4 protein-coding genes are annotated in these 2,087 nt (G+C 57.9%); all 4 read left to right on the forward strand.

Annotated features, from left to right (window positions below):
• The first annotated feature begins 60 nt into the window (after positions 1–60).
• On the forward strand, positions 61–447 hold the full coding sequence (locus AC1DYI_RS33710) for an MAPEG family protein (protein ID WP_477208462.1): 387 nt from the start codon (positions 61–63) through the stop codon (positions 445–447).
• Positions 448–539: 92 nt separating this feature from the next.
• Entirely contained in the window at positions 540–1,124 is a 585-nt protein-coding gene (locus AC1DYI_RS33715; protein WP_477208463.1) for a hypothetical protein, read from the forward strand.
• An 84-nt stretch (positions 1,125–1,208) separates the two neighbouring features.
• On the forward strand, positions 1,209–1,625 hold the full coding sequence (locus tag AC1DYI_RS33720) for an SMI1/KNR4 family protein (protein WP_477208464.1): 417 nt from the start codon (positions 1,209–1,211) through the stop codon (positions 1,623–1,625).
• A 68-nt stretch (positions 1,626–1,693) separates the two neighbouring features.
• Positions 1,694–2,087, forward strand: a 394-nt coding sequence (locus AC1DYI_RS33725) for a hypothetical protein (RefSeq protein ID WP_477208465.1), incomplete at its 3' end; no start/stop codon positions are given.

Genomic DNA, 2,087 nt, shown 5'->3' on the forward strand with positions numbered 1-2,087 from the left:
CACCTGAACACCCCGCAGAGTCGCGCCTGAGGAAACATGTCAAGTCCCCTCGTCTACCCAATGGCCGCTCACGTTGGCCTTACGGCGCTTTTGTACATGGCACTCACCGTCGCCCGAGCCCCTTCCGTTTGGGGTCTGGGTCGTCAACCCGATGGCTCCAATCCATGGGCGAGTGTCGAGCCCCGCATCAGCGCCAATCTGTCGAATCAGTTCGAGTGGCCGCTCTTCTTCTATGTGGCAAGCCTGCTAATACTTCAACAGCGCGCAATCGGCCAGCTCCCGCTTTTGTTGGCATGGCTGTTTGTTGCCGGGCGCTTGATACACACCTATGTCCAGGTCTTCACCGCAAACATTCGCCTTCGCGGTCTGGTCTTCATGGTTAACTTCGGCGCCGTCCTAGGCATGTGGCTATGGCTACTAGTTGCCAGTCTGGAGCAGGCCGCATGAGGTCTAACCCCTCCGTCAAGGGGACGTCTTGCGCCAAGGCGCAATCCGCCCCTTACGTCGAACGTTAGGCCTCAAGCAGGAGCGCGATTTTCATGGGTCCGACGACAACTCTTCGAAATCCGAGCTGGCTGGTATGCGTCGCAGCTGCTGTCCTTCTCACCGCCTGCACCAAGTCCAAATCGGTTCAGTGGATCGAGGAGGTTCAACTCAACACTCAGGAAACGCTCCTTGTCTCTCGCATCGACACGTTTAAGCAGGGATCGGAGCCGGGCAATCCGTTCAAGTCCGCTTGGTGGCTCCAAGAGCGCGCCTACAACTTCAGCTGGAAAGGTCAGAGCTACTCGTACAAGGTGTCCACAAAACAATCCGAGGGCATCCTCCTGATCTCCATCATTCCGCCCGATGGCGCGATCGCAATCGTTGACTTCAACAGCAGATGCGCCAAGCCTGGCTATGCCGAGTTCCGCATGATCGATGGCCAATGGAGGTCCCAGCGCAATGTTGCCCCCGAACTGATCGGTCAGCCAAGGAACATCATTGCGTATCAGTCTGCCGAAGATGGCCGCATTCCCAGCCGCGTGACAAGGTCCTTTGCCGAAAAATACCTTCGAAACTCGCCTCGCCTGCGGCCACATGCCATGGAGCTCACGGACTCAAATACTGCAAGAGATTGCTGATGGCCTCACGGGCAATGAGGCCTAACCCCTCCGTCAAGGGGACCTGCCTACGGCAGGCCCCTTACGTCGAACGTTAGGCATCGAATGCTTCCGTCAGATCGCCAATGGTTCGGCCAATGCGCCGCAAGCGGCGAGGCGCTCGCCCAGCTCAAACTCGCCGTCGGCGTGCCCCTGCCTTCGGAGTATCTTGCGTTGCTGTCCTATAGCAATGGTGGCGAGGGCCCGCTGCCTGTCGAGCCCTACAACTTCTGTCTCGATCCAGCCGAGGTCACGGCTGAGGCCTGGTCGAGCGGCCCTTACAGAGCGTTCTTTCCGGGCTTTCTTGTGTTTGGCAGCAATGGAGGCGGCGAGTACATTGCCTTCGATCTAAGGTCCAAACAGCCGTGGCCTGTCGTCGCGGTCGACATGACCAACACCGATCTTTCGGAGAGCGTAGTGCCTATCGCCAAAGACTTCGCCACCTTTCTGGGGCTTGTCGGTGTCGCCGCCAGCGATGCCTAACCCCTCAGTCAAGGGGACGTCTTGCGCCAAGGCGCAAGCCGCCCCTTACCTCGAACGTTAGGCCTCAAATGCTTCGTAAGCTTTCGTTGATCCTTTTCAGCATGCTGGCCGGTCCGGTGTTCGCACTACAGTCAGAGGTAGTGCCATGGGCAAGCATTCAAACACACGACAACACTACGCGGGCCACGGCCAACATCGGCATCGTCCCCGTTACCATCAAGATCGATGTTTTGGAATGCGAGATCCAAAGCCTTGCCCTCTCCGTTGGCAGCGAAACGATCACCATGCCTCCTGTGGCCATAGCATTTGGCGCCTGTCCAAAACTGGCTGATATCAAGCTTCTCTACTACTCTTGCTGCTACGCAGTGGTGCCGTCCTTCAAGCCGGAAGACGAGCGGTTGTATCTCAATCTTCTTGTTCCGTTGGGCGGTGTCGAAAACTTGGCGGGGCAGAATCCTCGGG

This window comes from Ideonella sp. P3_A4 (assembly GCF_056403075.1).